The organism is Pseudomonas sp. GD04015 (assembly GCF_029837675.1).
GTDB classification, from domain to species: domain Bacteria; phylum Pseudomonadota; class Gammaproteobacteria; order Pseudomonadales; family Pseudomonadaceae; genus Aquipseudomonas; species Aquipseudomonas paralcaligenes.
On the sequence record NZ_JAOEEE010000007.1, the window covers coordinates 123,477 to 149,540 of the forward strand.

34 protein-coding genes are annotated in these 26,064 nt (G+C 64.1%); 33 read left to right on the forward strand and 1 reads right to left on the reverse strand.

The features are described 5' to 3' along the window. The first annotated feature begins 88 nt into the window (after positions 1-88). The 33 genes from N7640_RS08520 (at position 89) to N7640_RS08680 (ending at position 25,156) form a co-directional block, all read left to right on the forward strand. Positions 89-562: a hypothetical protein gene (locus N7640_RS08520; protein WP_279903503.1), complete on the forward strand. Its 474-nt coding sequence runs from the start codon at positions 89-91 to the stop codon at positions 560-562. Further along, complete coding sequence (locus N7640_RS08525) at positions 498-2,522, forward strand: terminase gpA endonuclease subunit (protein WP_279903504.1); 2,025 nt, start codon at positions 498-500, stop codon at positions 2,520-2,522. The genes N7640_RS08520 and N7640_RS08525 overlap by 65 nt, the downstream gene beginning before the upstream one ends. Continuing rightward, positions 2,522-2,731, forward strand: coding sequence for a gpW family head-tail joining protein (gene gpW / locus N7640_RS08530; RefSeq protein ID WP_279903505.1), 210 nt, complete (start codon positions 2,522-2,524; stop codon positions 2,729-2,731). Before N7640_RS08525 ends, gpW begins: the two co-directional genes overlap by 1 nt. Then, positions 2,728-4,308, forward strand: coding sequence for a phage portal protein (locus N7640_RS08535; protein WP_279903506.1), 1,581 nt, complete (start codon positions 2,728-2,730; stop codon positions 4,306-4,308). Before gpW ends, N7640_RS08535 begins: the two co-directional genes overlap by 4 nt. Before the next feature lie 8 nt (positions 4,309-4,316). After that, positions 4,317-5,636: a S49 family peptidase gene (locus N7640_RS08540; RefSeq protein ID WP_279903507.1), complete on the forward strand. Its 1,320-nt coding sequence runs from the start codon at positions 4,317-4,319 to the stop codon at positions 5,634-5,636. After that, positions 5,636-5,986, forward strand: coding sequence for a head decoration protein (locus tag N7640_RS08545; RefSeq protein WP_279903508.1), 351 nt, complete (start codon positions 5,636-5,638; stop codon positions 5,984-5,986). Before N7640_RS08540 ends, N7640_RS08545 begins: the two co-directional genes overlap by 1 nt. Before the next feature lie 63 nt (positions 5,987-6,049). Further along, positions 6,050-7,075, forward strand: coding sequence for a major capsid protein (locus N7640_RS08550; RefSeq protein WP_279903509.1), 1,026 nt, complete (start codon positions 6,050-6,052; stop codon positions 7,073-7,075). A 49-nt stretch (positions 7,076-7,124) separates the two neighbouring features. Continuing rightward, positions 7,125-7,370: a hypothetical protein gene (locus N7640_RS08555; RefSeq protein WP_279903510.1), complete on the forward strand. Its 246-nt coding sequence runs from the start codon at positions 7,125-7,127 to the stop codon at positions 7,368-7,370. A gap of 2 nt (positions 7,371-7,372) precedes the next feature. Further along, positions 7,373-7,705, forward strand: a complete 333-nt coding sequence (locus tag N7640_RS08560) for a hypothetical protein (protein WP_279903511.1) — start codon at positions 7,373-7,375, stop codon at positions 7,703-7,705. 3 nt (positions 7,706-7,708) lie between these two features. Continuing rightward, entirely contained in the window at positions 7,709-8,278 is a 570-nt protein-coding gene (locus tag N7640_RS08565; protein WP_279903512.1) for a phage tail protein, read from the forward strand. Then, entirely contained in the window at positions 8,275-8,745 is a 471-nt protein-coding gene (locus N7640_RS08570) for a hypothetical protein (RefSeq protein ID WP_279903513.1), read from the forward strand. Before N7640_RS08565 ends, N7640_RS08570 begins: the two co-directional genes overlap by 4 nt. Further along, the gene (locus tag N7640_RS08575) at positions 8,742-8,912 is read left to right on the forward strand and encodes a hypothetical protein (protein WP_279903514.1); all 171 of its coding nucleotides are present in this window, start codon (positions 8,742-8,744) and stop codon (positions 8,910-8,912) included. Before N7640_RS08570 ends, N7640_RS08575 begins: the two co-directional genes overlap by 4 nt. A gap of 347 nt (positions 8,913-9,259) precedes the next feature. Next, positions 9,260-10,006, forward strand: coding sequence for a hypothetical protein (locus N7640_RS08580; protein WP_279903515.1), 747 nt, complete (start codon positions 9,260-9,262; stop codon positions 10,004-10,006). Between the two features lie 110 nt (positions 10,007-10,116). Beyond that, on the forward strand, positions 10,117-10,878 hold the full coding sequence (locus tag N7640_RS08585) for a hypothetical protein (protein ID WP_279903516.1): 762 nt from the start codon (positions 10,117-10,119) through the stop codon (positions 10,876-10,878). A 37-nt stretch (positions 10,879-10,915) separates the two neighbouring features. Further along, positions 10,916-11,224 carry a hypothetical protein gene (locus tag N7640_RS08590; RefSeq protein ID WP_279903517.1) on the forward strand — a complete coding sequence of 103 codons (309 nt, stop codon included), beginning with the start codon at positions 10,916-10,918 and terminating at the stop codon, positions 11,222-11,224. A 101-nt stretch (positions 11,225-11,325) separates the two neighbouring features. Then, positions 11,326-14,157 (forward strand): tape measure protein, encoded by a 2,832-nt coding sequence (locus N7640_RS08595; protein ID WP_279903518.1) that lies wholly within the window; start codon positions 11,326-11,328, stop codon positions 14,155-14,157. Positions 14,158-14,214: 57 nt separating this feature from the next. Continuing rightward, positions 14,215-14,724, forward strand: a complete 510-nt coding sequence (locus N7640_RS08600) for a hypothetical protein (RefSeq protein WP_279903519.1) — start codon at positions 14,215-14,217, stop codon at positions 14,722-14,724. Beyond that, positions 14,725-16,497, forward strand: coding sequence for a hypothetical protein (locus tag N7640_RS08605; RefSeq protein WP_279903520.1), 1,773 nt, complete (start codon positions 14,725-14,727; stop codon positions 16,495-16,497). Positions 16,498-16,506: 9 nt separating this feature from the next. Beyond that, on the forward strand, positions 16,507-16,950 hold the full coding sequence (locus N7640_RS08610; protein WP_279903522.1) for a hypothetical protein: 444 nt from the start codon (positions 16,507-16,509) through the stop codon (positions 16,948-16,950). After that, positions 16,937-18,409 (forward strand): hypothetical protein, encoded by a 1,473-nt coding sequence (locus N7640_RS08615; RefSeq protein WP_279903523.1) that lies wholly within the window; start codon positions 16,937-16,939, stop codon positions 18,407-18,409. The genes N7640_RS08610 and N7640_RS08615 overlap by 14 nt, the downstream gene beginning before the upstream one ends. A 2-nt stretch (positions 18,410-18,411) precedes the next feature. Then, positions 18,412-19,080 carry a hypothetical protein gene (locus tag N7640_RS08620; protein ID WP_279903524.1) on the forward strand — a complete coding sequence of 223 codons (669 nt, stop codon included), beginning with the start codon at positions 18,412-18,414 and terminating at the stop codon, positions 19,078-19,080. Between the two features lie 59 nt (positions 19,081-19,139). Beyond that, positions 19,140-19,703: a hypothetical protein gene (locus N7640_RS08625; protein WP_279903526.1), complete on the forward strand. Its 564-nt coding sequence runs from the start codon at positions 19,140-19,142 to the stop codon at positions 19,701-19,703. Then, positions 19,696-19,944, forward strand: a complete 249-nt coding sequence (locus tag N7640_RS08630; protein WP_279903527.1) for a hypothetical protein — start codon at positions 19,696-19,698, stop codon at positions 19,942-19,944. Before N7640_RS08625 ends, N7640_RS08630 begins: the two co-directional genes overlap by 8 nt. A gap of 10 nt (positions 19,945-19,954) precedes the next feature. Beyond that, positions 19,955-20,416: a hypothetical protein gene (locus N7640_RS08635; RefSeq protein WP_279903528.1), complete on the forward strand. Its 462-nt coding sequence runs from the start codon at positions 19,955-19,957 to the stop codon at positions 20,414-20,416. A gap of 8 nt (positions 20,417-20,424) precedes the next feature. Beyond that, positions 20,425-21,168 carry a hypothetical protein gene (locus tag N7640_RS08640; protein ID WP_279903529.1) on the forward strand — a complete coding sequence of 248 codons (744 nt, stop codon included), beginning with the start codon at positions 20,425-20,427 and terminating at the stop codon, positions 21,166-21,168. 3 nt (positions 21,169-21,171) lie between these two features. Beyond that, positions 21,172-21,693 carry a DUF4376 domain-containing protein gene (locus N7640_RS08645; RefSeq protein WP_279903530.1) on the forward strand — a complete coding sequence of 174 codons (522 nt, stop codon included), beginning with the start codon at positions 21,172-21,174 and terminating at the stop codon, positions 21,691-21,693. 42 nt (positions 21,694-21,735) lie between these two features. Further along, entirely contained in the window at positions 21,736-21,885 is a 150-nt protein-coding gene (locus N7640_RS08650) for a hypothetical protein (RefSeq protein ID WP_279903531.1), read from the forward strand. A gap of 55 nt (positions 21,886-21,940) precedes the next feature. Continuing rightward, positions 21,941-22,462, forward strand: a complete 522-nt coding sequence (locus N7640_RS08655) for a hypothetical protein (protein WP_279903533.1) — start codon at positions 21,941-21,943, stop codon at positions 22,460-22,462. Continuing rightward, a complete protein-coding gene (locus N7640_RS08660; protein WP_279903534.1) occupies positions 22,459-22,644 on the forward strand; it encodes a hypothetical protein in 186 nt (61 codons plus the stop codon). Before N7640_RS08655 ends, N7640_RS08660 begins: the two co-directional genes overlap by 4 nt. After that, the gene (locus N7640_RS08665) at positions 22,644-22,886 is read left to right on the forward strand and encodes a hypothetical protein (protein WP_279903535.1); all 243 of its coding nucleotides are present in this window, start codon (positions 22,644-22,646) and stop codon (positions 22,884-22,886) included. Before N7640_RS08660 ends, N7640_RS08665 begins: the two co-directional genes overlap by 1 nt. A gap of 106 nt (positions 22,887-22,992) precedes the next feature. Then, positions 22,993-23,448 (forward strand): hypothetical protein, encoded by a 456-nt coding sequence (locus N7640_RS08670; protein WP_279903536.1) that lies wholly within the window; start codon positions 22,993-22,995, stop codon positions 23,446-23,448. Further along, positions 23,445-23,894, forward strand: a complete 450-nt coding sequence (locus N7640_RS08675; RefSeq protein WP_279903537.1) for a hypothetical protein — start codon at positions 23,445-23,447, stop codon at positions 23,892-23,894. The genes N7640_RS08670 and N7640_RS08675 overlap by 4 nt, the downstream gene beginning before the upstream one ends. Continuing rightward, positions 23,891-25,156 carry a hypothetical protein gene (locus N7640_RS08680; RefSeq protein ID WP_279903539.1) on the forward strand — a complete coding sequence of 422 codons (1,266 nt, stop codon included), beginning with the start codon at positions 23,891-23,893 and terminating at the stop codon, positions 25,154-25,156. Before N7640_RS08675 ends, N7640_RS08680 begins: the two co-directional genes overlap by 4 nt. Positions 25,157-25,510: 354 nt before the next feature. On the opposite strand, the gene N7640_RS08685 is transcribed toward N7640_RS08680, so the two are convergent. Next, a complete protein-coding gene (locus tag N7640_RS08685; protein ID WP_279903540.1) occupies positions 25,511-26,044 on the reverse strand; it encodes a hypothetical protein in 534 nt (177 codons plus the stop codon). Positions 26,045-26,064: the final 20 nt, after the last annotated feature.

Sequence of the window (26,064 nt, forward strand, 5' to 3'; positions counted from 1 at the left end):
ACGGGCGCATAGGGGGTTCCGCTTCCGGCCCGGTGCCTGACTTGGAGTTGCGATGCCCTCTCAGAAAGAGATCGCCCTGCACCTAGACATGAGCGAGCGCAACTGCCGCGACGTGCTGAAGGCGCTGGACATCGACTGGACCGAATCGACCCTCGACGAAATTCGCATCGCCTACATCCGCGACCTGCGCGAGAAGGCGGCGGGGCGCGGTAGCAGCCAGGCCGAGGCGCTCAACACCGCCCGCATCAAGGAATCCACGGTGAAGGCCGCGAATGGCCGCCTTGCCTACCACGAGAAATTGGGAACGCTCGTTCCTGCCGCTGATGCCGCGATGGCTCTGAGCGACTGGGCCGGCTACGCCAACCGGGAGTATCTCGGTGGGGTGGAGAAGGTCATCCAGTCCATGGAGGCGACGCACAAGATCAGCGTCGACCGCGATGGGGTGAACCGCATTGTTGGAGCTACAGTCAGCCGAATTGGCGGCTATGCGGACAAACTTGGCCGTCGCATTGCTGGAGGCGGGGTCGCAGTTCAACCCGCCGAAGGAGATATCGACAGCTGAATACATCGAGAACGAGTACTACCTGCCGGCCGAGGCTGGCGTCCTGCATGGCCTCTACGAGTTCTACTACACGCCGTACTTCCTGGGCGTGGCCGCCGCGATTGATGACCCGGAGGTGGAAGAGGTCGACCTGATGAAGGCGGCTCAGATCGGCTGGACGTACTTCATGATCGCGCTGATCTTCAAGCGCGTCACCGGCCGCCCGATGCCCATCATGGTGCTGTTCGCCAAGGAGGGCGACGGCAAGGCGTTTCACGATGAGAAGCTGGTCCCCGCCACCAAGGCCAATGGCGCCGTCGCCAAGCTGATGGACGTGACCACGGCGAAGAAATCTGGCAACCGCTGGGATCACAAATCCTTCCCGGGCGGCTTCTTGAAGCTGGTCGCCTCAAACTCGCCGGGCAACGTGAAGTCCACCTCGAGCGTTGGCCTTGCCATCGTCGAGGAGCCGGACGATACCAGCGACGACGTGAAAGGGCAGGGCGATGCCATCGGCCTTCTTGAAGAGCGTGTCAAGCGCTACCCCGGCTCAAAGAAGCTGGTGGGCGGCACGCCCTCTCTCAAGGGGCTATCGAAGACCGAGCAGCGCCTGCAGCAGACCGACCAGCGCGTGCTGCCGATCATCTGCCACGACTGCAGCGAGGCCCATGTCCTCGACTTCGATCACATCAAGTTCGACTTCGCCGACCCGGACGCCGGCGCGGCTCCTCACGAGGTATACGGCTACGCGCTGCCCGAAACCGCCTACTACGCCTGCCCGCATTGCGGCAGCGTGTGGGACGACTACCAGAGGCAGGAGAACATCCGCAACACCGTGTTCGCGGCGGTTGCCGCGGGCGACAAGTACTGCGGCTGGAAACCCACTGCCCCCTTCTACGGCAAGGCCGGCTTCAAGGAATTGAACGAACTGTATGCCTGTTTGCCCGGCACGACCCTGGCTGGGCTCGTGCGCGAGCAGCTGGCCGCCGAGCAGTTGGCCGACGCCGGCGATGTGAAGCAGCTGATCAAGTTCGTCAACCAGAAGAAAGGGCGCCCCTACGAGTACGCCAGCGACCTGCCCGATGCCGACAAGTTGGCCGAGCGCGCCGAGGAGTACCAAGAACTGGTGGTGCCGTCCGGCGGCCTGATCCTGCAGCTCACCGTCGACGTCCAGCACGACCGCCTGGCCTTGATCCTCCGCGCCTTCGGCCGTGGCGAGGAGAACTGGCTGGTTCTCTGGACAGAGATCGCGGCCCAGACCGGCTGCTCCGACAAGACCGACCCGGTGTGGGCGGAACTCGACCGCATCCTGTTCGGCACCTACACGCACGCCAAGGGATACCGGCTGCGGGTCAGCGCCGCGAGCATCGACTCGTCGGACGGGCAGACCAACGACGCCGTTTACCACTACGTGCGCAGCCGGAAAAAGCGTTTGGCGAAGCTGCTGGCGCTCAAGGGTAGCTCGAATCTGGACGCGGAAATTCTGACCGCGCCTCGCAAGGTCGAGCTGAATAGCCAGAGCACCAAGGCAGCGAAGTACGGCCTGCAGGTCTACCAAGTCGGCGTGACCAAGGCGAAGGACTTGTTGCATGAGCGGCTGAAGCTGACGGGCCACGGTCCTGGGCGCATGCACTTCTATAAGGGCGTGCGCAGCGACTACTTCGCCCAGGTGCTCGCCGAGATCAAGGCACCCAGCCGGAAGCACGGTGGCAAGAAGGTCTATCAGAAGAAGGCTGGCGCCTCGAACGAAGCGCTCGATTGCGAGACCTACCAGATCCACCTGGCGCGCTTCCAGCGCCTACACCTGAAAACTCCGGCTGACTGGGATGCCATCGAAGCGGGCCTGATGCAGGCCGACCTACTGGCCGACGCTGACGACCAGCCCGTGGCGCCTCCCGGCACGACCACCAGCAACGCGAAGCCGCCATCGGCTGGCGTCAGCCTGGCTGAACTGGGCCGAATGATGAACGGAGACGACTGATGTCGACGGAACAGAACCTGAAAGAGGCCCGGGCCGCGCTGCACTTGCTGATCACCGGCAAGAGCACGGTCAGCGTGCAGCGGGACGGGAAGATCGTGTGGTTCCAGCAAGCCAATCGCCGGGACCTCGAAGCCTACATCAACCAACTGGAGGGCCAGCTGGGCGGCGGTGGTCATACGCGGCGCCGGCCGGCAAGCGTGATCGCATGAGCACGGTGCAGATACTGGCGCCCAACGGGCTCCCGGCCCGGCAGCAACTCAGCAGCTGGCAGGGCACCGGTAGCGGCTTCGGCGGCCAGCTGGAGCGCTGGACGCCTCAAATGAAAAGCCTCGACGCTGCGCTGCTGCCCAACCTCAAACTGGGCAACGCCCGCGCCGAGGATGTCACCCGCAACAACGCCTTTGCCGCCAACGGCGTGCAGCTGCACATCGACAACATTGTCGGACACCTGTTCCGGCTGAGCTACAAGCCCCGCTGGCGGCTGCTGGGCATCACCGACGCTGACGCCCGGGCATTCGCCCAGGACGTGGAAGCCTGGTGGTTCGAGTATGCCGAAGACCCGGTGGGCTGCTGGCTGGACGTGGAGCGCAAGCGCACCGCCACCATGATGGTGCGCGAGGCCATCGGCACCCATACCCGCCTGGGCGAGGTGGCCGCCGCCGCCGAGTGGGTGGAGCGCCGCGGCACGCCGATGCGCACCGCCGTGCGCATGGTAAGCCCCAAGCGTATTGGCAACCCTGGCGATCTTTCCGACACGCCGACCCGCCGGGCGGGAGTGGAGTTCGACCGGAACGGCGTCGCGGTCGCGTACTACATCCGCCAACTCAACACCGCCGGCATGGGGATCGGCACCGGCTACAGCAACGAGTGGCGCCGCGTCGGCCGAGAGGCCGCCAACGGCCGCATGAAGTTCATCCATGTGTTCGAGCCCACCGAGGACGGCCAGACCCGTGGCGCAAACCAGTTCCTCACGGTGCTGGAGCAGAGCCACATGCTGCCGAAGCTGCAGCACACCAAGCTGCAGAACGCGATTGTCAACGCCATGTATGCGGCGACTATCGAGAGCGAACTGGGTAACGAAGCGGCGCTGGAGCTGATCGGCGCGGGCGAGGAGAGCGTCACCAAGATCGCCCAGTACATGATGGCGGTGAACAGCTTCAACAGTGGCAGCAAACTGTCGCTGAACGGCGTGAAGATCCCGCATCTGTGGCCAGGCGAGAAGCTGCACCTGCAGACCAGCGGCAACGTCGACAACGGCTATGCCGACTTCGAGTCGAGCATCCTCCGCTGGATGGCCGCGGGTCTGAATCTGCCCTATGAGCCCTTCGCCCGCGACTACCGGCAGAGCACCTATAGCAGCGCCCGGGCCTCGATGATGGAGGGCTGGCGCTACTACATGGGGCGCCGCAAGGTCATCGCATCGCGCTTCGCCACGCACTTGTTCGTCCTGGCGTTTGAAGAAGCACTGCAGCGCCGATTGCTCACCTTGCCGCGCACAGCAAAGCGCGGCTTCTACGAAGCGCGCGCCTCATGGTGCAACTGCGACTGGATCGGCGCCGGCCGGCTGGCCATTGACGGCCTGAAGGAAGTGAAGGAAGCGGTATTGCGAATCGAGTCTGGCTTGAGCACCTACGAGAAGGAGCTTGCTCTGCTGGGTGAGGACTATCAGGAGACCTTCGCGCAGCAGGTGCGCGAGATGAACGAGCGCCGCGAAGCCGGCCTGCCGCCCCCGAGCTGGATGCAAGCCCAGGAACTGGCCCCGGATCAGGCCGAGCCCACCGAGTAGGACACAGCATGAACCACTATCCGCACATCGCCAGCCGGGTGCTGAACACACCCTTGCTGCTGGAGCCAGCCTACGCGCGCGTTTTCTTCAGCGCACTGGGCAGCCGGCTCAACATCGCCGAACTGAAGGACGAGCAGGGCGCCATCGACATGGGCCAGAAACTGCGTGTCGATGCCCGCACCTACAACAAGACCCGCGTCAATGCGTGGGGCATGGAGGAAGTGCTGTTTCAGGTGGTAGATGGAATTGCGCTGCTCGACGTGAAAGGCACCCTGGCGCACAAGTCCGGCTATCTCAAGCCCTACAGCGGCATGACCGGCTATGACGGCATCATCAACCGGGCGGCCATGATGTTCGCGGAGAGCGACGTCAAGGGCGTGCTGATGGACATGCACACGCCGGGCGGCGAGGTGGCGGGGTGCTTCGATACTGCCGACCGGCTGCGGCAGATGTCGCAGCAAGCCGGCAAGCCGATATGGGCCATGGCCTGCGACTCGGCGTGCTCCGCCGGCATGGCCTTGGCGAGCGGAGCGGACCGGCGCCTGATCACACAGACCGGCTACATGGGCTCGGTCGGCGTGGTGATGGCCCACGCCAGCTACGAAGACTATCTGGAGCAGGAGGGCATCAAGGTGACCCTCATCCACTCCGGTGCGCGCAAGGTCGACGGCAACCCCTACGAGGACCTGCCCGACGAGGTGCTGAGTCGCTTCCAGGCCGACACCGACGCGCTACGCCAACAGTTCGCCGCCCTGGTAGCCCGCAACATGGGCATGACCAGTGACGCCGTGCTGGCCACCGAAGCTGCGGTATTCCGCGGCCAGGCGGCAATCGACATCGGCTTCGCGGATGCCCTGGTGAACGGGCATGAGGCGGTGGCCGAGTTCTCTGAGTACCTGTCCACCCAGGGCAGGATCACAACCCTAGGAGTTAATCGCATGACCGGTACTACTACCGCGCCGACTGCCGAAGCTGCGCCGCCCGCCCCGGTGGCCAGCGCGGCGCCGGCCACTGTCGACACCGCCGCCGCTGCCAGCGCTGAACGCACTCGCGTACAGGGCATCCTGCAGCACGCCGAGGCCGAAGGCCGCGGCAAGATGGCCGAGCACCTGGCCTTCTCCACCGACATGAGCGTGGAGCAGGCCGGCGCACTGCTGGCCGCGGCCCCGAAGGAACAGGCCGCCAACCTCGATGCCAGCACCGCGCTGGACAAGATGATGGCCGCCGAAGAACAGCCCAACCTCACCAGCGGTGACGGTGGCGGCAAACCCAACCAGGCCCAGGCCATCGTCGGCAGCTGGGCAAAAGCCACGGGAGCGAAAGTCTAATGGCCACCGTACAGCAGCCTGTCGACAACTGGGTGACCGGTTCCGACTCCTACCAAACCACCCTGGCCACCATCCTCTCCGGCCAGAACCTGCCCGAGAAAAAGCCGCTGGGCGTCGTGACTGCCTCCGGCAAGGTCGTCGCCTGGGACCCTGCCGCGAGCGATGGCCGCGAGAAGGCTGTGTATCTCACTGCCTATGCGGTGGACGCCACGGGCGGTGACAAGCAGGCCCAGGTCATCAAGTCCGGCACCTTCAACCCCGAGCAGGTCGCCTGGCCGGTCGGCGCCACTGCCGCGCAGAAACTGGCGGCTTTCGTGGGCACGCCGATCAGCCTGCAGCTGCCCGTGTAGACGCAGCAACACCGCATTTTCAAGGCCGCCTCCGCGGCCTTCTTCATTTCAGGAGACCGAACAATGGCCGCTGGCTACGATACGACCACCCTGCTGGGTGTGAAGGAAATCCTTCCCAAGTTCACCCCGCTGTTCCTGCAGATGTTCTTCCCCACTGCTGCCACCTTCGGCACCGAAGAAGTGGCCTTCGACAAGATCAAGAAGGACCGCCGCTTGGCGCCCTTCGTCTCGCCGCTGGTTTCTGGCCGCCCCCGCCGCGAGCGTGGTGGCTTCCTGAGCACCATCAAGCCCGCCTACATCAAGGAAACCGATGTGGTGCGCCCGACCCGTCTGCTCAAGCGCCGCTTGGGCGAAGCGCTCAACGGCGAGATGAACGCCGCCGAGCGCCACGACGCAGTGGTCGCCGACATCTTGGTCGAGCAGGAAGAGAACATTGTCGCCCGCGAAGAGTGGATGGCGGTGCAGGCCGTGCTGTATGGCAAGGTCACCATGGAAGGGCCTGATCATCCGCCGGTCGAGGTGGACTACGGCCGCAGCCCGGAGAACCAGATCGCCCTGGCCGGCGCCGCCAAGTGGGACACCGTAGACCCGGAAACCTACGACCCCACCGACGACTTCGAGGACTGGGCCGGCGTCACCACCGGCCCCGCGGGACTGGTCGTGATGGGTAAGGGCGCCTGGCGCCTGTTCTCGCGCTTCAAGGCGGTGAAGGACAAGCTGGAAACCCGCCGCGGCAGCACCTCCCAGTTGGAGCTGGGTCCGCAGCTGGAAAAGGAGGTCATGCGTAAGGGCTTCTTCGGTGAGTACGAGATCCTCGTATACACCGGCAAGTACACCGACGACGCCGGTCAGAAGGTCAACTTCATGCCGGAGTACGGCGTGCTGGTAGCCCCGTCCTCCGCCGACAACGTGATGGCCTACGGCGGCATTCAGGACGCCAAAGCCAACGCCAACGGCATCGCCGAGGCCACTCGCTACCCGAGCAACTGGTTCACCGACAACCCCAGCGTTGAGTGGCTGCAGACCCAGGCCGCCCCGGTGCCGGCCCTGTTCGACGCTGACGAGTTCACCTTCGTCCTTGTGGCCTGACGGCTGCCCCAACTGAGGCGCGCATCCGCGCGCCTGCAGGAGACCCACCATGGCAAAGCAATACATCGTCAAATCCACCATTCACGGCATCGTCAAGAAGGGTGGCAAGAAAGTCGTCATCAAGTCCTCACCTGAACCGCAGGAAGTACCGGACGCGCTGGTCAAGGAGTTGCTCGAGCGTGGCGTGATCGAGGAAGTCGAAGGCGGCGCCAAAGCGAAGGGTGCGACGGCGCCCATCGGCACCGACGGCGATGACACGGCGCCCGGCTCCGGCGACGACAGCTCCGGCGACTGATCGTGTCCAGCGACTTCGACGCCATCATGCGCCAGGCGGACGACGACCTGTACCGCGTGTTCGGCGAGCACTGCTGCGCGGGCAAGGCGCCCACCTACCAGCCCCCGGACGGGGGCGGGCAAGTCTGCGTCGAGGTCATGATCAGCCGTGACGTGACTGTGGCCGGCGCCGACGGGATCTTCCGGCCCGTGCAGTTCCTTGCCGAGCTGCGAATGCACCAAGTGCGCGGTCGCCGCGGCGGTCTGCTCACGGTCGAGGCAGGGCGCTTCAAGCTCGACGATCAGCTGGACAGCGACGGACTGGTCGAGAAGTGGTCCCTGATCAAGTTGGGGTGACGCATGGCCGGCTATGACAGCATCCGTATCGATGCGCGTGGTTTCGAGCAACAGCTGCAGCGGCTGGGCGAAGCGCCGGACAAACTCCGGCGTGCCATCCAGCTGGCCTTGAACACCGTGGGTCGCAGCACCCGCACGCAGAGCTGGCGCGAGATACGCGAGGAAATCAACCTCCGGCCGAGCTACATCAGCAACGAGGTGAACTTCATCCCGGCCACGCTGGAGGAACTGCGGGTGATCATCTACGCGCGCAAGCGCGGGGTGACGCTGAGCCAGTTCCCCCACAAGCAGCTGTGGCGCCGTGGCAAGGACGGCAAGCGGGTCAAGGCGGGCGTCAGCGTCAGCGTGGGCAAGGGCTGGACGGAGCTGGTCGAGGGCGCATTCATCGCGCCCATCGGCCCGGCCGGCGGCCTGATCGCCGAGCGCTTCGGGCGCCCGCGCCTGCCGCTCGAAGTCTTGCACGGCCCTTCGCCGTCGCAGGTCCTCAATACCAAGCTGGAAGACCTCGGCGCCGACGCCGAGCGCAAGCTCGAGGCCGAGGTGCGCCGGCAACTCCAACGGATCGACCTATGACCAACCCCATCGAACAGGCGCACCAGGCTCTGCTGGCTCGCCTCGGCCAGATCGTGCCCGCGAACGGCTACTGCACGGACGCGGGCACCCGCATCAGGGAAGGGTGGCTGCAGGACATCCTGGCCCAGGACGACGTGACCTTCCCGCTGATCGCCGTGCAACCGGCGGTGTACCTGCCTGGCGCCGATGGCCCTGGTGCTGACCTGTGGCGCATTGGGCGGCGGGTGGTCGGTGCGGTGGACCCAGGTGCTGGCGACGACTACCGGCAACTGCTCGACGAACTGTTCTTCGACCTGGCCGCCTGCCTGCAGGTCCAGCCGGGCATGCCCAACCCCTGGGGCCAGTTCGGCCCCCGCAGGGTGAGCATCGAGCCGAGCCAGCTGTTCGCGCCAGCCGAGGGCCTACGCGCCGGCACGGTGCTATTCCCCATCCAACTCCATGTCGTGATTCGAGGTAAAGACACATGAGCAAGCCGAAGACTGAGGCCGCCGAGGCGGCGCCTGAACTGATCGAGGTCATCCTCGCCAAGCCCCACACCCACAAGGGCAAGGAGTACGCCAAGGGCGAAAAGATCAAGGTAACTGCCCAGCAAAAGGAATGGCTGAAAAAGCGCGAGGTGGTCGGGGGTGATTGACCTAGCGCGCCACCTTGCGGGCGGAACCATGACCGTCCGCGACTTGGAGGGCGGCCACATCCTCGGCCGCGCACAAGTCGTGGACGTGACGGTAGAGCCTGCCCAGCCGGGGATCAGGCAGAGCCGTCTGAACGAAGACAGGAAACATACCGATGACCCCCGCAACCCGAAAACTGCATGAGGCGCTGATCCGCCTCGCCAAGGGCGCGATCAGCGCCTGGGAAAACTGGCTGAAAGAGAACAGCCCCACCAACTGACACCCGCTCGCCGGGCTCGCTGATCCGCCACGCCGCAAGGCCTCGCGCATCGCCATGCCTCCCCGGATTGAACAATCCACGGAGAATGACATGGCAGCAGATCTGCGCGGCGCCTTCCTGGGCGCAGGCAAACAGTACGTTGAGGACCTCGACGACTCCAAGGGCCTCATCTTCATCGGCAACTGCAACAGGCTTGAATACGAAGCCACTCCGCAGTCTATCGAAGAGCCCGACTACACCACCCCGGGCGGCGGCCTCGACGCATCCGTGCAACGCATCAGCGCGGTGAACCTGATCTACAACGCCCGCCACTTCAAGGCCGCGAACATGGCCCGAGCGCTGGCCGGCAGCGCCACCAATGTGGCAGCAGGTACCGCGACCGGCGAGCCGCACAAGGCGTATCCGGGGGCGCTGATCCTGCTCCGCAATCCGGGCGCCACCAACGTCGTGGTGACACCCCAGGCCGGCGGCTCGCCCCTGGTGCTGGACACCGACTACACCCTGGACCCGGCCGGCTTCCCGGTGATCACCGAGGACGGTGCGGTCACCGATGCCGGCATGGATATCGAGGTGGACTACAGCTTCTCCAAGCACGCCACCATCCAGGCGCTGGTGAGCAGCGGCAAGCGCTATCGTCACGTATTCGTCGGCCTCAACGAAGCCCGCTCTGGCAAGCCGGTGGTGATCGAAGCCTTCCGCATCAACCACTCGCCTGCCAACCTGAGCTTCATCGGTGACGAGTTCCAGGGCATGGAGTTCACCGCGAAGGTCGAGAAGGACCCGACCAAGATTGGGACCGGCGTATCGCAGTACCTGCTCATCAAGGACGTGGAATAGGGTGTTGCCCGGTAGGCCTAGTCTGCGCTACGTCGAAACCCGGCTTGGTTGGGTTTCGGCGTTGGCGTTGATCGGCTACAGTCCCTGCCATCAATAGGGAGGGAAGCCTGATGCAGTGCCCGAAGTGTAGATATGAGCCGACCTTGGCTGAAGTGCAGCGGAGCCCGAACGGCTGTGTAAGTTGTGGTGAAGAATATGGCTCTGCTGAGTCTGCATCCGCCGCGGCGCCGCCTGGCGGGGCGGGTAGGAAAGTTAAGGGTAGAGTGCTACTGCTGTCAGTCTTTGCGCTTGCTGCTGTTATTGGCGTTGGTTATTTCGGCTTCTCTATATATACAGAGAGATTGGTAGCGGAGCAGGTTGATAAAGAAGTAAAGCTGGCCTCCGCTTATGTTTCACAAGTTCTCACTGCTGTTGATGACTCAGGTTCGATGACGTTCTCTGAGTTCTTCGCCAAGGCCAATAAGGCAGTCACTGAAATTGATTCAATTGCTGTACGGCTGTCAGTGATCGAGCCTCAAAATGAAACTACAGCGGCAGGTATTCATTACGCGAAGAAGTCTCAGGAGGTCATAAGGGGCACTGCTAATTCGATGCGTGCAATCCTGAACTTGTCCAGCGCAAAGGATCGCGAAAAGAATGCAAAAATCAGAACAGAGTCTTCAAACCAGTATGTGCGAGACAGTGGTTATGAGGCTATCAGGAAAGCACTAGACGATCAGATCGAGACGCTTGGTGAAATGAAGAAGATTCGGACTGATCTAGCTACTTCTGCGAAAGAGCTTCAGCTAGCCGGCGATGGGCTAAAAGGTGTTGATAGAGACTCGTTGGTGAGCCCCCCTCTTTTGGATAGGCTCACAAAGTTCAATGAATAACCCGCTACGGCGGGTTTTTTTATGCCTGGAGAACAGCATGGGCGAAGGCGTGATTGGTAGGTCGGTGATCAAGCAGACCAGCAGGGGCGGTATCGCCTGCAACGAGCTGACCGTGGGCCAGGTGCGCGGCCTGCTGCAGAACGTGACCACCGGGGACCTAGTGGACGAACTACTGCTGGAGGAGGTTCGGCTGGTTGATCTGCCGTTCTTCACCTGCCTCAAGCGGGAGGATCTGGAGGAAATGTTGCCTAGCGACTTGGAGTTGCTGGTGGAAGGCTGCAAAGAGGCCAACCCCAGTTTTTTTCGCATGCTGGCCAAGGTGGCCGGCAGCCCGGAGAAGCAGTAAAGGCGCTGGATGATGTGGCCTGCCAGCTGATCCGGCTCGGCCACCACGCCGTGTGGAGCTACCCGTGGTCGTTGTTTCTGCAGGCGTTGAAGGGGTGATGTATGTCTGATGTTCAGCTACGGCTAGTTGCAGATGTCGACGGGGCCGTGCAGGGCATCGGCTACCTGAGCAAGGTATACCAGTCACTGGTCAACGAACTGGCCAAGCCGCTGAAGTCGATTGGCGTCTTCCGCGAGCTGGAGAGTGGCTTGGAAGATGCCGAGCGGCAGACGAGCCGTGCGCGGGACCGTGTGCGCGAACTCGGCAATGAGCTGGCACGCACGGCTGAGCCCAGTAAGCAGCTGACGGCCGAGTATCGGGATGCCGTCAGCGAGTTGAAGCGACTGGAGAGGGCCGAGAGTACCGCCCAGCAGCGGCTGGCGGCACGCCGCCGTGAACTCACAGCGGCTGGCGTGGATACGCGGAATCTGGTCGCAGAACAGCAACGACTCAGCCGGGAGTTGAATGGTGCGTTGACTGCTGGCCGCGGTGAGCAAGCCGCTGCAGGAATCAAGGCTCGGTCCGCTGCCCTGGCACAGATGACCCGCCAGCAGCGCGCAGCCAACTTGGAGGCGGCCCGGCAGGATCTCGGGGTCAACCGTTATCGCCAGCTGCAGGCTGAGCTAGTGCGGGTGCGCGGCCAATACCAGTTGCTGCGCGCTACAGGCAATCTCACGGGCCGAGAACTGGCGATTGCTCAGCGGGCTATGACTGAGCGAGTGCGGGAGACGCAACGTGCTCTGCGCGACATGAACGCTGAGCAGCGGCGCCCGAGCAGCATGACCGGCCTCGCCAGCGGCATTGGCGGTGCCATAGGTGTGATCGGCGGGGGGTATGCTGCGGTTTCGGCTATTTCCACCGTCACTCGAGCGGCCGATTCTTACAGCCTGATGAACGCACGGCTCAGGCTGGCCACCGAGAGTCAGGAGGAGTTCAACACTGCACAAGCTGGGCTGACTCGCATTGCCCGGGAAACCGAGTCTCCTGTGCAGGCGCTCGTCACTCTGTATGGGCGGATCAGTCAGCCGTTGCGCGAGGCCGGCCGGAGCCAAGAGGATATTCTCAAGGTCACCGAGGCTGTAGCCACATCCTTCCGGGTGTCCGGTGCTACTGCTGTTGAAGCTGAGCAGGGCGTTATTCAATTCGCCCAGGCGCTGGGTAGCGGCGCCCTGCGTGGCGACGAGTTCAATAGTGTTAATGAGCAGGCGCCGCGTCTGATGAAGGCTCTCGCGGATGGCATCGGAGTGCCGGTAACAGCGCTGAAGGAAATGGCGGCGCAGGGCAAGTTGACGGCCGAGGTGGTGACGGATGCCTTGACCGGGCAGCTGGATACGCTGCGACAGGAGGCCGAGTCGCTGCCGGAAACCGTCGGCGGAGCATTGACCAAGCTCGGCGACACCTGGCGCGCGGCACTTGGTCAGGCGGACGTGCAGCCGTTGATCGACAGCATCAACAGCCTGGGGGAAACGCTCAGCGATCCGGTGGTGATCGACAACTTGGTGCGCCTGGCCTCTGCTCTCACGTCTCTAGCCGGGGGCGCTATTGGGGCAAGCAGCGATTTTGTCGACCTGGGCAAGCAGATTGCTTTCACCGTGGCGAAGTCGCAGGGGCTTGTCACCGAACTCGATGCCATCGACAACGAGATCGCGGCCATCGACAAGTCGCTGGATGGATCATGGTCGCCGGGCGACCTATTCACCGATCTGTTTTTCTCGACGGAGGAACTGCAGGCCAAGCGGGATGCCTTGGTTGCGCTGCGGGCCAGCGTGATCGAGCAGCAGACCGGCATGAATGCTGAAATGCAGTTCCTGGCTGACGTTGCTGCAGAGGCTGCCTCGGCTGCAAGGGTGCGAGATGTCGCTGATTTCAGGCGATATATCTCCGAGCTTGATGCCCTTCGCAATAGTCAGGTCAAGGCCGCTGAAGCGGCAGCCAAGAAGCTCGCCGCTGCAGAGAAGAAGGCGCTCAGCGACATTGAAAAGGTTCGAGCAGACCGCTTGAAGATCGAGCAGCGCTATCAGGAAGCGCTGGCCGGCCTAAATGGCGGTGGCGAGGCCTCCTACGGTGCGGCTCAGGCGTTGAAGGTGGGCGCGCGGCAGGCTCTGGCGGCCAATGACGTGGAGGGCGCCCAGCGCCAGGCGCAGGCGGCGCTGAAGATGCTGCAGGACCTGGCGGCGGCTGGTCAGAACACTTATGGGTTCGCGGGCTTCATTCAGGAGCTGCAGGCCATCGAGCTGGCTGCCAACGACATCGAGCAGACGAATGCCGAGGACAAGCTGAAGGCAGTCCGCGAGGAGATCAAGTCTCTTGAGGAGCAAGCCAAGAAGCTGAAGGACATGCCGGTGTCGGTGAAAACTGACGAGGGGTCCATCGAGGCTGTTCGGACGCAGATCCAGGCTCTGATCCAGCAGCTTGGACAGACCGAGATCACGCTTCCGGTCAAGGTGGTAATGCCGAAGGCCGGCGAGGCGGATGCCGACGGCTATGTCTTCGTGCCGCCCAACCCGCCCGCGCCGAAGTTTGCGCGCGGTGGCATCCTGCGTGGCGCAGGAACCGGAACGAGCGACAGCATCCTCATGTACGGCAGCAACGGTGAGGGCATTCTCACGGCAAGGGCTGTGCGGCATTACGGCGCGGACCTGGTTCACCGGATCAACCGGCTGCAGTTGCCGGGCTATGCAACGGGCGGAGTGATCGGCGGCGGGTTCTCTCCGCCACCTATCCCGCCGCTGGCCCCGGCCCTGCAGGCTCAGATCAATGCCGAGCAGTTGCCCAACCTCGGCCGGATGGTCCTTGAGCTTGGTGGCGGCGACTACACGGTCTACGCCACGGCTGAACAAGCCAATGAGCTGAAGCTCGCCGCCCGGAAGTTCGGTCGGCCAGGGCGCCGCTAGCGACAACGCAACGACAATAGCCCCGCACTCGCGGGGCTTCTTATTTCTGGAGTACCCATGGGCTCGCTACCACCCCTGATGCTGGGAGGTATCCCGCTGCAACTGCATGCCGGCTCGGTAGAGCTGAGCGAGCAGGTGCTGGGCGGCGAAACGAACCGGCGGCTTTCTCGCGGGCGCCTGGTGACCATGCGGCATTGGGAGCGCATGGCCGGCACGATCAGTGGTGCCGGCTTCACGCCGCCCGGCCTCGATGGCCTGGACTTCGCTGTACACCACGAGTTGCGCTCGACGAAGCCACGTTCGGTCCAGTCGTCCGGCACCTTGTTCAATCTGCCTGCAGATCCTCGGCCGGACAAAGCGCCCTGGTGCTGGGCCTACTTCCCGAACGGCGAGTGGGTTGCAACCGCCAGCGTCACTGCAGGCCGCGTCGTGACCGCCACGCCAGTGCCGGGCGCGGTGACGTACCAGGCGTGGTTCCTGCCTGTGTACCAGGTGAAATGCACTCGGCCTACCGAGGGGCGTTCGGGTGCGAACTACAACTGGTCGCTGAGCTGGGAGGAGGCGTGAATGATCGGTGCAGAACCCATCATCGGCGGGCCAATCCTTGCGCTGGCCGGCGGCGATGGCGGCTCGGTGAATCCGCCGCAACCGTCCGACCCGAGCAGTACCTACGACTGGACGGTGCGCGTTCGGTTCGGCGGCAATGATCTGACCAATCTGATCACTGGCCAGCTGGAAGTCGACCGCGAGGAGGGCGGCGCCGGCGTTGCCGGGGTGGTGATGTACTTCGAGGAGGGCGTCGCGGTTGTTCCGACCGACTGGACCGGAGTAGCGCTTTCCATCGACTTCATCAGCACCCGCGCGGGTTCCACATCCGAGGCCAGGCTGTTCACTGGCGTCTTGTCTCAGCCTGACTGGGACCCGGTGACCCGGCTGATGGCGTGCGCCGCGAGCGACAACCTGCAGCTGCGCGTAGAGGCTATGGGCGTCGAGCAGATCCAGGCGCTGATTCCAGGGTACTGGTCCGCCGATGTCTACGAGCCAACAGATGGGCGCAGCCATTGGGACTACGCGCAGGAACTGCTCGGCAGTCTGCCTGCTTCGCTCGACTGTTCTGCCCACGGCGCCCTCCGGCTGACCAGCTGGACGCCGACTGCCCCGGCTTTCGAGTTCGGCGAAGGGACCACGTTCTATCAGTCCGTGCGCGTTGAGCTGGCGGAGCAAGAGGCAATCACAAATTTCATCGAGATCGAGATCAGCTACCGCTATTCGAGGCTGCGCGAGTTCTCACAGACCTACGGCTGGACGCATCCAGGCACTGGCGGCCTGATCGGGCTGGCCGGGCTCTGTGCCTGGCGTAACGACGATTCTGAACTGCCGAACATCGAGATGATCTTGGGCTCGGGATCGGGAGCAGGGCAGGTGATCACCAGCGCGAACTGGTATCGCCTGCCTCCGACTCACCCTGACCCCTGTGGCAACGGCATGCCGTGGATCAACAATTTCTCGGACCTGCTGCTCGGTGCCGGCTGGACTGGCAAGCGCAGGTGGGTGCAAACGGTGACCGAGCGATACGCCTTCCGCCTGCATACCGATGGCGGAGAAGACGAGGTGCGGCGCGTCACACAGCGCCGCGGCAGTTCGTTCGACATCGAGGCGGCAGAGGCCGATGGATGGGCCGACAGCTTGCTGCCGATCAACATCAACCAAGACAGCATTGCCACCTCGCCGGGATCGCCTGGCTTCGGCCCTCCCGGAGACCGCCACAACGAGCCTCGCCGGATAGCTGGCATCCGTTGCCAACTGGAAACCGCTCGCACCGAGCTTATTTCGGCGCACCGCCGCACAGCCGTGTCCTGGGATGTGCCGACTCCGGAGGCAATGGGCGTTGACCTTGTGCATACGCTGTTGCTGAAGGACCAGGGCGTCCAGGCCCAGGGCAAGTGCCGGCGCATCCGGCATGTGCTCGACCTCGACAGCGGTAATGCGAACACGACGCTCAGCATCGCTGTGCGTCGCATGGGCGCCGGCAGCAACCAGCCGCTGACGATTCCGCCGCGGCTGGGGGCGGCAGACGGAGGCGGCGGTGGTGGCGGTGCGGCACCGAGTAATGACCTGCCAACCCAGCTCGGCGGCAAGTTCACGTCCGAGCCATACGACGACGACCTGCTGGGCTTCGCCGGCAACTACTCGATTCCGCAGGACCCGTCCCTTGAGCAGTTCCCGCGTCGGATGACTGTTGAAGCTGACGAGATCCCCGCGGCGGACACCGACGAGCGAGTCTACGAAGGCACGTTCACTTACCACGTCGGCATTCCCGACGATCTTCTTGTGATGTGAGGACCGGCTATGGCACTGGGCGACGAACGCCGCGAGAGCGGGCGCCGCATGGAGGCCGCGCGCCGCCAGCTCGGGATCGACAACGAGAATGCCCGGCGGATGCTCGGGCGGCAGATGGAGGCAGCGAGGCGCGGAGAAACTGTAGTTGAGGACATTGCGCGGCTCACTCCGCCGCCGGCGCCGCGCCGAACCCTGCCGGCAAGCCCGGCAGTTGGAGGCATCGGCGCACAGCGCGGCCGTGCGGACTACAACCCGCCGCGGTCACTCGGCGGTGGGGGCGGCATCGCGAGCCCGCTGATCGAGCAGCCCGACACGCGCACCTACCACGAGGCCGTTGTACTCCCGTCAACAGACGGTATGGCGTGGATCAAATGGCACTCGGTGAAGAAGATCACGATGCGCGACGCGAACGACGAACTCGTGGAAATGGAGTACCTGAATGTCACTCCCTAACTCGCCGGCTGATCCGTACCCGGCGGCGTTCGGCTGGCCCTGGCACGGCCTGATCCGGCGCCCCGCGGGCAATCAGATCACAGACCCGCCCCACGGCTGCGAGATCGTGCTGCCGAGCGGCGCGACGCGGCCGATGCCGTCAGGCAATCAGGTGTCCGGCAGCGTATTCACGAACAGCCACCCGTTCGTCGTGCCTGGCCTGTCGGCGCCCGACATCCCGGTGGAGGAAGACCAAGCGTATTGGACGCGGGGGATCAGGAGGGCTGACGACGGACAGTGGTCGTGGGATCGATACTACCCATCGCCCCCCGTTGTTCGGGGTGGTCAGCCCTGGAGGATGATTTATAACTTCGCCGGCTATACGCCAATTGAAAAGATATTGACCGTACATGCGGAGGTCGAGTCGGTAAGCGGCGAGAGGGTTGTTCTTCAATACACGTCCGGCTTCAATCCGGCCAATGTCCCGTCGGATTGGGGGTATACCGATACGCGCATTACATTAATGATGCGGGGCGGATCGGGAGACAGAGCTCTCTATTTGCTAGAACTGAGACGAACGGGTGGTTATGAGCGCGCCTGTATCTTCGAAGTGATACTGGAGCCGGAGAACAACAATATCAGCGTGATATATCACGCAACTTATCCGGGCATGTACCAGTTGCTTTCGGTGAGCCCTACCAGCGAGTCATCCCCTACATACGTTATCTATTGGTACTCGTTCGGCGAGCCGGTGGTTATGCCGTATGGGACTCCTCCGAGCAACTCGGGGTGGACCGATTCGATGACATACAGCGTGGGAAGTTACAGCTACAGCACCGATGAGGAGTGGACGTTTTGGGCGTGGTACAAATCGGATGCAACTACCGTCGAACTTGTGAAGCTCAGGGTTAGATATGAGGTCGACAGGAGTTTCGGGTCGGGGCTTAACGTAAACAGCCATGACCATGTTCTTGAGACGCGGACTTTCAGCATCCAGGGCCATGAGGTTCTGACGTATGTGAATGACGTCGATACGGTATTTACCCGAGGCTGGCAAGAACCGTCGTCGAAAGTCTCAATGAACGGCTCGCAGATTTATTCCGACGCCCCAGGCCGGAACCTCAACGGGCGAGACCCGGTTGTGCATCTGCAGCGGTACACCCCAACAGGAGCGCGCTTCATCGACTACGCCGGCGAGGGGCCTGTGGGGAGCGGACCGCCCATCATCGCAATGAGCCTCAACGTCTCGTATCTCTCCAATGCCTTGGTCGCCATGGCGTACCGCGCTCAGCTGCCAGAGCAGCGACGATTCCAGAGCGGGGCCGTCAGCCCCGCGGGGCTACATGGCGGCGATCACGTCATCCCGAACGCCACCGCGCATACCCCGGACCAGCTCCGGTGCTGGGCGAGTGGTGCATGGAACCCGGTCACCGGGGAAGTGCGCAGGGCTGACCTGAACTACCGATACAACTGGGTGTGAGCATGAGCATGTACCGATTCGAGAACTACTGGGAGCGCGAGATCGCGCTCTCTGAATATGCCGAGGCTGCCAGCCTGGACCTGCCGGACGGCCGCTATCGTCTCGCGCTGCGTGACGCCGGCCGGACCCGGTATGAGATCGTGGAGGCGGTCGTCGAGAGCGGAGCGGCGGCGCTGGGTCGCGGCTGCGAGGGCACAGATCAGCAGGATTGGCCGGCCGGCAGCTTCATCTACCTGACGCTGACCGCAGAGCAGATCACGCACATGTCGGGCCTGTCGATCCCTGGCTATCCAGGGGTGGACGGCGTGATCGCGCCAGCCTGCACGCTGTGTGTCAGCGAGCTGGACGGGAGCGTGTGGGTCTGCGTCTGGTCCGACGGCGAGGCCTCGGACTGGGTTGAGCTGCAGCACAGGACCTTCGTCGGTCACATCACAAGCGGCGGCCTCGGGTTCAGCGAGCCCGGCAGCGGCGAGTGGCTGCTGGCCGACGGAGTGACGGCCGAGTTCGGCTTCCAGGACGTGATCTATTCCAACGTCGAGCTGGCTGGCGTGCCGCGCGTGTACCAGTCCTCCGGACTCACTCACCTGCGCACGCAGCTGATGGACAGCGGACCAGGGATGGTGCTGATCGCCACACCCCTCGCTGCGTATGAAGAAACGGTTGACCCGTAGCCGCCCACAAGCGCAATCCCAGCCCGCCCCGCGCGGGCTTTTTGTTGCCCGGAGAAATGATGAAACCAGCAGTGCAAAACCTCGCGGTCGTCCCGGGTACGACCTATCGCGACACTCTGCGGCTCATGCAGCCGAGGTGGGTGTACAAGCCGATCACCTTAATCGCCGAGGCGCCGGCCCGCCTGACGGTTCCAGGGCACGGCCTCACAGATCACTGGTCGGTGTGGGTGCGAGGCGTGTCCGGAATGCCGACGCTCAATCGTGAGCCACCCCAGGCCCGCCCCCTTCGCGCTGCCGTGATCGACGCCGACACGCTGGAGATCAACGAGCTGTCCGCGGCTGGCACGAACGCTCGCGGCGGTGAACTGGCGTACCGGGTGCCGCTGGATCTTGTCGGCTCGGTACCTGTGATGACGATCACCGGTGGCGCGCCCCTCGTGCTGACCCTTGGCGCCGGCCTGGAACTGACTGCGCCTGGCACGATCACGCGCACGCTCACTGCCGAGCAGACCGCAGCCCTGGGCCAGGACTGGAGCTACAGCTTCGATGTCACGTTTTCAGACGGCACCGTGACCCGCTTCTTCGAGGGCGGCCCGGATAAAGGGGGCTGCGGCTGTGGATAGCGAACTGGAAACCGAATATCTGGCGGTGCTCGAGCATGAGCAGGTCACTGCCGTGACGGCAGGCGAGCAAGGCCCGCCCGGCCGGGACGGTGTTGGCGCTGGCGGCATCACCTACATCCAAGACCACGAACCAGTCGGCGCCGCCGAGAGCGACACCTGGTGGAACCCCCTGACCCTGCAGCTGAAGGTATTCCACCTCGGCGCATTCGAGCCTGTGTCGCCTGACGGCGGCCATTTCTGAGGAGCCTCACATGGCAGACGTAATTCGCATCAAACGCTCCGACGCCACCTCGGCGCCGCCTTCTCTCGCCGCGGGCGAACTGGCGTACTCCGAGGTCTCCGGCTACCTGTACTACGGCCGCATCAGCGACGGCACCCCTGTGATCATCGGCGGCAAGGCGCTGAAGGACAAGCTGGATGGTCTCAGCTCTGCGGACCTGAGCGACTTCGCGGCCGCTGTCGGCACCGTCATCGCCGCCGCGAGCATCGGCGCGCTGAACGACGTGGACCTCACCGGCGCCGCCAATGGCCAGGTGCTGATCTACCGCGACGGCGTGTTCGAGATGGAGGCCATCCCGAGCGGCGTGACCACGTTCATTGCGCTGACCGACACTCCGGCAGCATTCACCGGCGCCGCAGGCCGTTTCGTGAAGGTCAACGCGGCGGCCAATGCCCTGGAGTTCGTCGACGGCATCGATGGCGGTACGTACTGAGGTGATCCATGGCCGATGTGATCAAGCTCAAACGCTCTTCCGTCGCAGCTGCCGCTCCAACCGCGGGGCAGCTGGCGCTGGGTGAGCTGGCGCTCAACGTCGCCGACGGCAAGCTGTTCTTCAAGAAGGCGGATGGGAGCATCGTCACGCTGGAGCAGGCCGGGGCGCGCCCGTGGACGGGGGCCGCCGACTTCGACGCAATGACACAGGAGGGAATCTGGATAGTCGACCAGGCGATGGCGAACGGCCCGGCTCAGTATCCGACGCCGGGTGCAATCGTTGAGGTTCGCCGCGTTGATGGTGGGCGCATCGAGCAGAAACTGGCGGTGATCTATCACAACATCACGCTGTTCCGGATGTTGATCACCTGGGATGCGGCGCCTTTCTGGGCGCAGTGGCAGACCTACGTTACCGTGGACTCATGGACCCCGATCACATCGCTGCTCAACGGCTGGACGATCCTCCCCGGGTTCAACAGCCGATTCCGCATCCTCGGTGGCTCTCTGCAGCTGCAGCTCTATGCAACGATGGGGACGAAGAACGCCGGAACTGTTTTCTGGAATCTCCCGTTCCTGTACCGCCCGCCAGCGATCTACCCGTTCAACGGCCGCGGTGACGTGTCGGCGACGGCCGGCCAGTGGAGCGCCGGCGTCGCCGGGCTGATCGACACAAACGGAGACGCGAAGCTGGGGCCGGCAGTGGGGGGAACGACTCTCCGTTTCGGGCTGGACGTCTTTATTCCCCTGGGGTGATCCATGATCAAGTATCTGATTGCCGAGGATGGCATGTACCTCGGGAACGCCATCTATCCCGAGCCTGGACAGCGCTGGGTCGCCGCGGGCTGGAGCGGCCCTGTCTACGACCCGGTGTACCAGGGCGGCCAGCACAACGCCGAGACCGGCGAGGTCAGCGGTGGTGCATGGGTCAGCACTGGTGCTCCGCCGGATGATTGGCCGTCCGTGATTGCGGCGCGGCGCTATCAAGCAGAGACTGCGGGCACGACGGTGGGTGGCGTGGCGATCAACACTGAGCGCGACAGCCAGGCGCTGATGACCGGGGCGGCCGTGCAGGCGATGCTCGATCCTGGCTACCAGCTGCAGTGGAAGACGCCGGCCGGGTTCGTTCAGCTGAGCGCCCAGCAGATTCTCGCTGTCGCGCAGGCCAGCAGGGCGCATGTCCAGGCGTGCTTCGACAGAGAGGCAGAGCTGCTTTCTGCTCTGGATGCCGGCACGTTCCAGGCCGGCATGCTCGAGGAGGGCTGGCCGGCCGCTTCCTGATCTGGGCTATGCTCCACGCTCCGAATCACAAGGAGCGTGATCATGCCCACTCGTCTGCGCAATTTCCTCATGCTGTTTGCCGCCGCTCTCGGCGGCGCCGTTATCGGCGGAACTCTCGTACTGCATATCGCAAGCGAGCCACCGCGCCCGATCTTCTACGCGGAAGACTGCATCCCGCCTCCCACGATCTGACCTCACCTACACCCGCAAGCCCGGCCCAGCGCCGGGCTTTTTATTGGAGAACACGATGACACTGAGAGAGCTTCGCTTCGGCGCCCTGGCCGAGGCGTTCCGGCTGCTGCCTGCGCGGATGGAAAGCCAGCTGGCCGAGCTGCACCTTGTTGCATTCACCCTGCAGGAGGACCCGCAGCAGCGGCGCCGGCAGTGGCCCACCGGCCCGGCCCGTGGCCTCTGGCAGTTTGAGCTGGGCAGCGAGCAAACCCGGGGTGGCGTGTGGGGCATCTACATGCACCCCGCCAGCCGCGAGCATCTGCGCGCCGTTGCTGCTGCTCGCGGCGTGCCATTCGAGCCGGAGGCGATCTACAAGCGCCTGCAGCACGACGATGTGCTGGCTGCCTGCTGCGCGCGCCTGCTGATGTTCACCGACCCTCACCAGTTGCCGGAGCGAGGCGATGTGGAGGGGGCGTGGCAGCTCTACCTCCGCACCTGGCGCCCCGGGGCGCATACCACCGGCACGCCCGGGAAGCGCCGGGAGCTGCGGCAGAAATTCGCCGTCAACTACGCCGCGTCGCTGGAGGTGGTGCGATGAGATCGGTCGTGCTGCTCAGCGCCCTGGTCGTGCTCCAGGGCTGCACCGTGATGCAGGCCGCGCAATATGCGACGGCGCGCTACTGCGCCCTCCCTGGCGAGGTGCGAGTGGTCAACAGGGAGGCGGTCGCCCTGGCGGTGGCGCCGAACCGGATCAGCATTCAATGTGCGGGGGCTCCGTGATGGACTACTGCACGCTGTTCCCGGAGGGCTGGTGGGCGCACTGCTGCCAGATACACGACAATGACTACGCCCGGCAGATCGGCCAGGCCCTGGCTGACGAGCGCCTGTGGCAGTGCGTTGCCGGCTCGGGCGATGGTTCGTTGATCGGGATTGCCTCGGTCGCTGTGGCCTCGGTGATGTGGCTTGGTGTTCGCGCGTTCGGTCGACGGTTCTACCGGAAGGCCGGTGAGGGTCCGCCGTAGAGGCGTCAGGACGGCCAGTTCAGGCTCTGTCGGCATCCGCTGTTGAAGGGTTGATCTATATCCTATGATATATGTATGATTGCCCTAACACGACGGAGAAGACGCCATGCAACTCTTCCACACCAGCCCTACCGAAATCACCGCCATCACCACCTCCGGCCGCTTCGGCAGCTTCCTGTTCTTCTCGGCCTGCGAGTATGTGATGACCGCCGGTAGCCACGTCACCTACAGCGTGGAGGTAGACGAAGAGGCGATCATCAAGGCTGACCGCCTCTTCTATCACGATGACGCGGCGAAGCTGGACGAGTTGGTGGCCGAGCTGGCCGAGCGTCTGTCGGTCGACCCCGAAACCGCCGAAGCGCTGATCGAAGAGTCGCGCCAGGTCTACGACCTCGATCACATCGATCCCGAAGACCTCGCAGATGCCTCCTGGGATGTTCAGCGCTTCTCGGCCCGTGCTGCCCAACTGCTCGGCTATCGCGGTGTGGCTGTCACTGATGAGCAGGGCACTGCCTATCTGATCGACATGCACGGCAAGGAACAGGAGCTGGTGAAGCAATGAGCGACGCACAGAAGAAAGCAGCGGCCCGCTACCGGGCAAAGCAGACTCAGATTCAGGCCCTGATCAACCCGGAGACGGAGCCCGAGCTATTCGATGCCTGGGAATATCTGGTCAGGCAGTTCGACGGCAGCAAGAAGAAAGCATTGTCCTGGGCCATCTTGCGCGCCCGGAGTTCGCTGGAGCGCTTCAGGGTCTGGAAGGATGGCGAGGAGGCTGACGCGCTGATCGTCGCCGGGATCAACATGAACGGCGCGCTGGACCAGGCCGCTCATGAATTTGGCTACGTCGACTACGCGGACATGGCGGCCGCCCTCGGCTGGTCGGGAGACGATGGCCTTAACATCGTCGCCCTGGACCAGGCCGACGACGGCCTGGTCGTCTTTTCCGGTGAACAGGACTTCGACGATGAATGCCCCATAGCGGCCAGCATGAGGGCGCCTGAATGATCGGCACCCACACCCCCAAGCTCGCCAACGCCAAGCTCAAGCAGAACGCCATCCGGGCGAAGCTGCTGGGCACCGTGCCGCCCGAATTGGTCTGCTCGCAGACGGTTGAAATGCGGCGCGAATATTGGGCTCTGCCCCGCAACGCCGCCAACATGAAGCTGGAAAAGGACCTCATCGCCGAGGGTGGCTTCGACACCGCACCGGTCCTCCCGCCAGTTCAGGACCCCAACGTGAAGCAGGTGCTGCTGCCGTTGCCCGGCTGGCACCAGGGGCATTACGTCAGCGTCTCGCCGGTATACAGTTGCGGCGTGCTCCACGAGCTGAGCCAGCGGCTGTTCGAGCGCAAGCTGCTCGCGCGCCAGTGGATCATTCAGCCGACCCCGGCGGCCATGGCCAACCACGGCGAAATGCTGCTGCAGCAAAGTGGTGCTGTACGCCTGATGACCCGGGGCTGCCGCAGCCTGGACAATCAGCGGCGCGGCGCCGAAAAGCTCAGCTTCGTGCAGGTGACGGCCCGGGTTGAGCGCATGAACATATCGTCCGGCCTGGTGTGTGTCGGCTGGCCGGCGCTGACGGCGGTGGGCGGCCTGGTTCATGCCCTGGAGCGGCAGCTGGGTTTTGAGCTTGAGTTCGCCTATGGCCAGCGCACCATGCAGCGGGTGGAGGGTGTGCCAAAGTTCGCCAGCCCTGGCGGCAACCCCACCCCGGCAGGCCGAACGGAGCGCGCAGGCATGGCCTACGGGCCGCTGGTCCCCCGGCCGGCATTCAGCGCCGAGGAAGTCCATGGCAATGGCGAGATTGTCCTGCTGCTGCGCAATCAGGAACACGACGGACGCCTGGCCGCCATCGCCAAGGCTGTCTCAAGCATCACCAGGCTGGGCGGCGGTGCCCTGCGCGATGTGGGGATCGAGATCCGGCGCAACGCGCGAGCGCCGGCGGCCGAGTACATGCACGCAGCATTGCAGGCGTCGGCCGAAAGCGAAGACACGCTGGACACCGCGCTCCGGCTCTATGCCGGTGATGGGGAGTGGGTCCAGCGCCGCTGGTATCAGAGCGACCCGTCCCACCTCCTGAGCATGGTTGGTTATGGCTATCTGGAAGCGCCCAGCCTCAAGCCCAATGTGCGCGACAACTACCCCCATGCCTGGGCTGAGCCCCTGTTCGGCCAGGTCCGCGTTGGCCGGCTGGAGCCTGGTGGGTGGTGGCGGCGAGAGAGTGGGCGATGGGGGGCGCGTTGGTGCGCGGTTGAGGAAGGGCTGTAGAGGAACATCCCAGTCCATGCTTGCGCCGGTAGAATGCCCCGTTTCGCAACGAGGGTAACGCCGTGCTGGTGATCAGGTTGGGCAAGGGGTGGACGCTGAAGCTCGAGCGCAAGCTGAGCGAGGCGGGCGGCTGGGGGCTGTGGGAATTTCACCGCGCAGAAAGTACATACCATACTGACCGCGGGCGAACCGCATACCGACTGGCTCGCCTCCGCCCGGCAGAGCCCAAAGAGGGTCAGGAGGTAGAGGTGGTACTGATTCATTCTCCGGCTGCGTCAGAAGAAGACTGGAAGCCGCAGGGCGGCGGCGTAGCTCGATACGAGTCCGACCGCTAAGTGCGTAGGTAGGGGGCAATCAGATGACTCCCTCGCTCGGCGTTCCTGCCCACCGCTTCGGTGGCGGGCTTCGCCGGGACAGTCTCAGCCGCCACGCCGGCCCGGCAGGTCTCACGATATCGAGGCCCCGCAGGAACCCAACATGGGTTTCGGTGAAGTCGACCCAGCGTGTGACCCGCAGATCAGCCTCGGGGCCGTGGTGTCCGATGCATCCCAGCAGCTGGCGGCTACCCGTAGCGAACAGGTGGCCCCCGCCGCCTGTAGTGGCAACTAGCTGATCACCTTCCAGTACCTCGTATTCATAGTGCCAGCAGAATGTCCGCTCGGCCTCCTCTCGGTGGCGGAGGTAGAACTGATAGCGGTCGAACGCCTGCAGCACAACCTGATTGCGCACGTCAGTTGATATATCGCCCAGCTGCAGCAACTCGTTGGCCCTGTCGCGGAGGTACGGGTAGTGCTCCTCGGCGGCCCAGCGCCAGGCATGCTCGTCGCGGAAGGCGACCAGCCAGCGGCTGACGCTTAGGCGCTTGTGCTCCAGGCCACGTAGGTCCACGAACCCTCCGGTTTCAATCG